Consider the following 7,156-nt stretch of genomic DNA (forward strand, 5'->3'; position numbering starts at 1 on the left):
CATCGAACCCGCGTTTTTTTCGTCTTTCATGGCGAAAGAAACGCGAGTTTATCATATGGCGCACGCCGTCGTTTTTTTCCACACTAGAAGTCAGTCTTTCCCCGCTGCCCTATGAACCGCGAAGAAGCGCTCCACATTTTCAGCCACTCCGAAGAGATCGTTACGGCCGATCAGGTCAACGCGTCGATCAAACGCATGGCTGCGGACATCAAGACCGCGACGAAAGACGACTTTTCGTTGCTGCTATCGGTGATGGGCGGCGCGGCCGTGTTCACCGGCATGCTGTTGCCGCATCTGGATTTCCCGCTCGAGTTCGATTACATCCACCTGACGCGTTACCGCAACGCGATCAAGGGCGGCAGCGAGATGCAATGGCGCGTGGCGCCGGCCGAATCGGTGAAGGATCGCGTGGTGCTCGTGCTCGACGATATCCTCGACGAAGGCGAAACGATGGCCGCGATCCGCGACCGCATCATGGCGATGGGCGCGAAGCAATTCCTGTCGGCGGTGCTGTGCGAGAAGGTCATCCCGAAGGCCAAGCCGCTGCGTCCGGATTTTTGCGGCTTCGAAGTGCCGGACCGCTATGTGTTCGGCTGTGGGATGGATGCGAAGGGATACTGGCGCAATCTGCCCACGATCCGGGCGTTGACCGAAGGCGCTTGAAAACGCGCTGTCGAAAAAAAGCGGCCGAGGCCGCTTTTTTCATAGCTGATGCACGAACGTCTTTATGCCGGTCAGAATCATCTCGACTGAAATGGCGACCAGCACCAATCCCATCAAGCGCTCGAACGCCGTCACCGCGCGCTCGCCGAGCCACTGCTGAATCTTCTCCGCGAGAATCAGCACGATCGCGCAGACGATCATCGTCACTGTCAGCGCGCCGATCCACTCGAACATCTTGCCCGGCGCCTGCGACGTCAGGAGCATCACCGTCGCCAATGCCGACGGACCGGCCAGCGCCGGAATCGCCAGCGGCACGATCAGCGGTTCGCCGCCGCGCGAATCGCCGCCCATCGGGCCATCGGGATGCGGGAAGATCATGCGCAGCGCGATCAGAAACAGCACGATTCCGCCCGCGATGCGCAAGGACACATCGGTGAGATTCATCGCGCGAAGAAAGCGATCGCCCGCCATCATGAAGACCAGCAGGATCACGAAGGCGATCGCCACTTCGCGCAGAATCACCACGCGACGCCGCTCGGAAGCGACGCCGCGCAACGCGTTGATGAAGATCGGAATGTTGCCAAGCGGATCCGTGATCAGCAGCAGAAGGATCGTCGCCGACAAAAAGTTGTACTGCATTTACTTCGCGAGCGCAGCCCGGACCTTCTCGATCACGACATTCGCGGCATCGTCCACCGGCAGCAGCGTGGCTTCGGTGTCGCGGCGACCCTGATACTCCAGCTTGCCTTCCTTCAGCCCGCGATCGCCGATCACGATGCGATGCGGCACGCCGATCAGTTCCCAGTCCGCGAACATCACGCCCGGACGCTCGCCGCGATCGTCGAGGATCACGTCGATGCCCGCAGCCTGCAGCGTCGCGTACAGCTTGTCGGCCTGCTCGCGCACGGCGTCGCTGCGGTCGTAGCCCATCGGGCAGATCACGATTTCGAACGGTGCAATGGCTTCCGGCCAGATGATGCCGCGATCGTCGAAGTTCTGTTCGATCGCCGCGCCCAGCACGCGCGTGACGCCGATGCCGTAGCAGCCCATCTGCATCGGCGCGGGCTTGCCGCCTTCGTCGAGGAAGGTCGCGCCCATCGCCTCGGAATACTTCGTGCCGAGCTGGAACACGTGGCCCACTTCGATGCCACGGCAGATTTCGAGCACACCCTTGCCGTCCGGCGAAGGATCGCCCGCGACGACATTGCGGATATCGGCCACTTCCGGCTCGGGCAGATCGCGGCCCCAGTTCACGCCGGTCGTGTGGAAATCGACGTCGTTCGAACCGACCACGAAATCGCTCATGTTCGCGACCGTGCGGTCCGCGATCACGCGCACCGGCTTCTTCGTGCCGATGGGACCGAGATAGCCCGGTGGCGTGCCGAACCATTCGACGATCTCGGCTTCCGTCGCGAACCGATAGCCCGCGAGGCCCGGCAGCTTGCCGGTCTTGATGTCGTTCAGCGAATGATCGCCGCGCAGCATCAGCAACCAGATGGTCGGTTCCGCGCCTTCGTTGTCGGTGGCGAGAATGATCGACTTGATCGTGCTTTCGAGCGGGATGTTCAGATATTCGGCGACCGCCTCGCACTTCGCCTTGCCGGGCGTCGGCGTCTTCTTCAGTTCCTGCGCGGGCGCGGCGCGCGGCGCGATGAGCGGCAAGCCTTCCGCCGCTTCGACGTTGGCCGCGAAGTCCGACGTCGGGCAATAGGCGATGTCGTCCTCGCCCGTCTCGGCGATGACGTGGAACTCGTGCGAACCGCTGCCGCCGATCGAACCGTTATCCGCCGCGACCGCACGGAACTCCAGGCCGATGCGCGTGAAGACGCGCACGTAAGCGTCGTACATCTTGCGATACGACTCGGCAAGACCGTCCTTGTCCTTATCGAAGGAATACGCGTCCTTCATGATGAACTCGCGGCCGCGCATCACGCCGAAACGCGGACGGATTTCGTCGCGGAACTTGGTTTGAATCTGGTAGAAGTTCACCGGCAACTGGCGATAGCTCTTGAGCTCGCGGCGCGCGATATCCGTCACGACTTCCTCGTGCGTCGGGCCCATCACGAAATCGCGTTCGTGACGATCCTTGAAACGCAGCAGTTCGGGGCCGTATTGCTCCCAGCGGCCCGATTCCTGCCACAACTCGGCGGGCTGCACGGCGGGCATCAGCAGTTCGAGCGCGCCCGCGCGGTTCATCTCTTCACGCACGATGGCTTCGACCTTGCGCACCGAGCGCAGACCGATCGGCAAATAGTCGTAGATACCGCCGGCCACGCGACGGATCATGCCGGCGCGCATCATCAGCTTGTGGCCGACGATCTCGGCGTCGGCGGGCGCTTCCTTGAGAGTGCCGATGAAGAACCGGGATGCTTTCATTCAAATTTTCCAAAAGCGGCGCGCGGCTTCGTGCGGAAATGACGCCAAAACCAGGCGAAACAAAGGTGAACAAACGGAATATTCAGCGAATGGGAGATTTTGCCGTCTTCCCAATCCGCTGGCAAAGCTTGTCTGACAGGCGTGTGAAATCGTGCCCCGAATTGGGGTTGGTGCCAGTGCGCCGGGACCAATAACTGTTTATAATCAAAGCAATTTTAAAGGATTTGAAGGTGGCTGTATGCTGGATCGTGACGGCTTTCGCCCGAACGTCGGCATCATCCTCTTGAACGCGCGCAACGAAGTGTTTTGGGGCAAGCGGCTGCGTGAACATTCCTGGCAGTTTCCGCAAGGGGGCATCAAATACGGTGAGACCCCAGTGCAAGCGATGTATCGGGAGTTACACGAAGAAACCGGCTTGCTGCCTGAGCATGTGAAAGTTGTCGGTCGCACGCGCGACTGGCTGCGTTATGAGGTGCCGGACAAGTTCATCAAGCGCGAGGTGCGCGGCCATTATCGCGGTCAGAAACAGATCTGGTTTCTGCTGCGCATGGTGGGACGCGATTGCGACATCTGCTTGCGCGCGACGGACCATCCGGAGTTCGATGCCTGGCGCTGGAACGAGTATTGGGTACCGCTGGATGCGGTCATCGAGTTCAAGCGCGACGTTTATCAAATGGCTCTCACCGAGCTATCCCGCTTCTTGCGGCGGACCAACTCCCGCGGTGAACGCGGTGAGCGCGCCGCGCATCATGGATCACGCTATCCACGCGTGCTCCAGTCGATGACGATCGAGACCGCGACTGTTACTGCGGGCGGTAACGCAGTTCAGGCAGAATGCTCGGTCAGCGAGGAAGTGCGCATCATCGTGCGGCCATCTCCGTGCGAATGATCGTCGCGCTTTCTGGTCCAAAACTCTCAATCAGTCTTTGAGCGGCGGCACGGCGACATTCTTGCCGTGCCGTTCCTGCTTGTTTCGCGCGGCGAGCCACACGGTTCGCGCGCATGTTTTCGGGATCGCCCAATTGAAAATCAACGCCTCATTCGCGGTCATCGCGGCATCCGCGGCCATTGCCGTGCTCGCCGGCTGTTCCAGTTCGAAGCAACCGAGCAACAAGGACGACAGCGCTTTCGCCTATCTGCTCGACCAGAAGCCGAACTGGGTCGAAAACAAGGTCGATACCTTGCCGCCGCTGCCGCAGGATTCAGATCTGCTGCAGTTCACCGTTTCGCAGAACACGCCGCTGACCTTCTCCGTCGACAAAAATTCGATTTCTATCGGCAGTGACGGCGTGGTGCGTTACACCGTGGTCGCGTCGAGCCCGAGCGGCGCGCGCAACGTGAATTACGAAGGCATTCGCTGCGATACCTACGAATGGCGTCGCTATGCGAGCATCAACGAAGACGGCAACGGCTGGGATCGCGGCACGGCGTTCGAATTCAAGCGTATCGAAAACGGCGAATTGAACGCGTATCAGGCGGCGCTCTATCAGGACTACTTCTGCGCGAACAAGCTGCCGGTCGGCACGGCGAAGGTGATCGTCAACAATATTCGCTACAAGCGCACGCAAACGTCGATCAACACGCGCTGATCGCTGTTTAAGAAAAAACCCGCCGGCCTTGCGGCTCGGCGGGTTTTTCGTCGAAGCTCAGACGAGCACCAGATTGTCGCGATGGATCAACTCGGGCTCGAGCATATAGCCGAGCACCGATTCGATCTCGCCGCTCGGCCGGCGATGAATCAGCCGCGCCTCCGAACTGCTGTAATTGGTGATGCCGCGCGCCACTTCCTGCCCCTGATCGTTCACGCAGACGATCACTTCGCCGCGATCGAACGCACCTTTCACATCGATCACGCCGATGGGCAGCAGGCTCTTGCCGTCGTCGGTGAGCTTTTGCACCGCGCCGTTATCGATGACGACGTGCCCGCGCACCTGCAGGTGATCCGCCATCCATTGCTTGCGCGCCGCCATCCGCGCCGTGCGCGCGATCAGTTGCGTGCCGATCAGTTCGCCCGACGCCAGCCGCGTCAAGACGTCAGCCTCGCGGCCGCTCGCGATCACCGTGTTCGCGCCGCTGTGCGCCGCGCGCTTGGCCGCGAGAATCTTCGTCAGCATGCCGCCGCGACCGAGGCTCGAACCCGCGCCGCCCGCCATCACTTCGAGTTCGGGCGTGCCGGCGTCGGCCTGCTCGACCAGCGTCGCGCTCGGATCCTTGCGCGGATCGGCGGTGAAAAGACCGCGCTGATCGGTGAGGATGACGAGCGCATCGCCTTCGATCAGATTGGCCACGAGCGCGCCGAGCGTGTCGTTGTCGCCGAACTTGATTTCGTCGGTGATGACCGTGTCGTTTTCGTTGATGATCGGCAGCGCGCCGAGGCGCAACAAGGTCAGCAACGTGGAACGCGCGTTGAGATAGCGCTCGCGATCGGCCAGATCGGCATGCGTGAGCAGAATCTGCGCGGTGCGGATGTTATGCGCGCCGAAGCTGCTCTCGTAGACCTGCGCCAAGCCCATCTGGCCGACGGCGGCCGCCGCCTGCAATTCGTCGATTTCGCGTGGCCGCTTGCTCCAGCCCAGCCGATGAATGCCTTCGGCGATCGCGCCCGAACTCACCAGCACGACTTCCTTGCCCTGCTCCCGCAACGCCGCGATCTGCGATGCCCAGCGGCCGATGGCCGCGTGATCGAGACCGCGCCCGTCGTTGGTGACGAGGCTGGACCCGACCTTCACTACGATTCGCTTCGCAGCGGCGATGACCGAACGCATCGTGCGCTTTCTCCTCGGTTATTCGTCTTCTTTGTTGGCCTGCTGTTGACTCTGTTCGTCGCGGAAACGCACGTCCGCCGCCAGATCTTCCGCTTCCGCCGCACGCGAGGCGTCGGAGTGCTGCGAGATGTAGTCGTAGATCGCGTAGGTCAGCGCTTCGCAGCCCTGACCCGTCAGCGCCGAAATCTCGTACACCGGGCCGTCCCATTCGAATCGCTCGATGAAATCGTCGACGCGCGCCTGACGCTCGTCTTCGGGAATCATGTCGAGCTTGTTCAGCACGAGCCAGCGCGGCTTTTCGTACAGCGACTCGTCGTACTTGCGCAATTCGTTGACGATCGCGCGCGTTTCCACGACCGGATCGACGTTTTCATCGAACGGCGCGAGATCGACGAGATGCAGCAGCACGCCCGTGCGCTGCAAATGACGCAGGAAGCGATGGCCCAGACCGGCGCCTTCCGCCGCGCCTTCGATCAGGCCCGGAATATCCGCGATCACGAAGCTCTTGCTCGGCCCGACGCGCACCACGCCGAGATTCGGCGCGAGCGTCGTGAACGGGTAATCGGCGATTTTCGGACGCGCGTTCGACACCGACGAGATAAACGTCGACTTGCCCGCGTTCGACATGCCGAGCAGACCGACGTCCGCGAGCACTTTCAGTTCGAGCTTGAGCATGCGGCGCTCGCCCGGCTTGCCGTCGGTCTTCTGTCTCGGCGCGCGGTTCGTGCTCGACTTGAAATGCAGATTGCCCAGACCGCCCGCGCCGCCCTTGGCGACCTGGACTTCCTGATTGTGCTCGGTCAGGTCGGCAATCAGCTCGCCCGTTTCCTGATCCGTGATGATCGTGCCGACCGGCATGCGCAAGGTGATATCGTCGCCGTCCTTGCCGTAGCAATCGGCGCCGCGGCCGTTTTCGCCGTTGCGCGCCTGATGCTTCTTCGAGAACCGGTAGTCGATCAGCGTGTTGATATTGCGATCCGCGATCGCGTTGACGCTGCCGCCGCGCCCGCCGTCGCCGCCGTCCGGTCCGCCGAACGGGACGAACTTCTCGCGGCGCATCGACGCGCTGCCATCGCCTCCGTCGCCGGCGATGACTTCAATCTTCGCTTCGTCAATGAACTTCATGCGTTGCTCCGTCCCGTGTTTGCCTTATATTTTGCCGCGACCGGCGCGGCCGGTCACCGTTAAATCCTGAATTCTTTCGATGCGCGATTTCGGCGCACCAATGATCGGCATAGGGGCGGCCAGCAAGCTGGCCGGTCCCCTGCCACACCACCCTGCCACACCACCCGGCGTGCGGGTCCGCACCGGGCGGTTCGGGAAGTTGAGGTTATGTGAGGCGAGGCATGCCA

The 7,156-nt window shown here is 61.9% G+C and carries 8 protein-coding genes; 3 read left to right on the forward strand and 5 right to left on the reverse strand.

What is annotated here, in order from left to right:
- Positions 1–111 precede the first annotated feature (111 nt).
- On the forward strand, positions 112–663 hold the full coding sequence (locus BVER_RS29400; protein WP_050456211.1) for a hypoxanthine-guanine phosphoribosyltransferase: 552 nt from the start codon (positions 112–114) through the stop codon (positions 661–663).
- 39 nt (positions 664–702) lie between these two features.
- Here the strand turns inward: BVER_RS29400 and BVER_RS29405 are convergent, their stop codons facing one another.
- Together BVER_RS29405 and BVER_RS29410 are read right to left on the reverse strand one after the other, a co-directional pair.
- Positions 703–1,302: a MarC family protein gene (locus tag BVER_RS29405; RefSeq protein WP_050456212.1), complete on the reverse strand. Its 600-nt coding sequence runs from the start codon at positions 1,300–1,302 to the stop codon at positions 703–705.
- Entirely contained in the window at positions 1,303–3,039 is a 1,737-nt protein-coding gene (locus BVER_RS29410) for a proline--tRNA ligase (protein ID WP_050456213.1), read from the reverse strand.
- 238 nt (positions 3,040–3,277) lie between these two features.
- On the opposite strand from BVER_RS29410, the gene BVER_RS29415 reads away from it, so the two are divergent.
- Together BVER_RS29415 and BVER_RS29420 are read left to right on the forward strand one after the other, a co-directional pair.
- Positions 3,278–3,928 carry an RNA pyrophosphohydrolase gene (locus BVER_RS29415; RefSeq protein WP_050456214.1) on the forward strand — a complete coding sequence of 217 codons (651 nt, stop codon included), beginning with the start codon at positions 3,278–3,280 and terminating at the stop codon, positions 3,926–3,928.
- A 139-nt stretch (positions 3,929–4,067) separates the two neighbouring features.
- Complete coding sequence (locus BVER_RS29420; protein ID WP_050456217.1) at positions 4,068–4,628, forward strand: CNP1-like family protein; 561 nt, start codon at positions 4,068–4,070, stop codon at positions 4,626–4,628.
- Positions 4,629–4,685: 57 nt separating this feature from the next.
- On the opposite strand, the gene proB is transcribed toward BVER_RS29420, so the two are convergent.
- The 3 genes from proB to BVER_RS34980 all read right to left on the reverse strand — a co-directional run.
- Positions 4,686–5,804, reverse strand: a complete 1,119-nt coding sequence (proB, locus tag BVER_RS29425; protein ID WP_050456215.1) for a glutamate 5-kinase — start codon at positions 5,802–5,804, stop codon at positions 4,686–4,688.
- 18 nt (positions 5,805–5,822) lie between these two features.
- A complete protein-coding gene (cgtA, locus tag BVER_RS29430) occupies positions 5,823–6,929 on the reverse strand; it encodes an Obg family GTPase CgtA (protein WP_050456216.1) in 1,107 nt (368 codons plus the stop codon).
- 24 nt (positions 6,930–6,953) lie between these two features.
- Positions 6,954–7,156, reverse strand: a 203-nt coding sequence (locus tag BVER_RS34980; RefSeq protein WP_232316944.1) for a hypothetical protein, incomplete at its 5' end; no start/stop codon positions are given.

Origin of the sequence: Candidatus Burkholderia verschuerenii (assembly GCF_001189365.1) — a bacterium.
Taxonomy (GTDB): domain Bacteria; phylum Pseudomonadota; class Gammaproteobacteria; order Burkholderiales; family Burkholderiaceae; genus Caballeronia; species Caballeronia verschuerenii.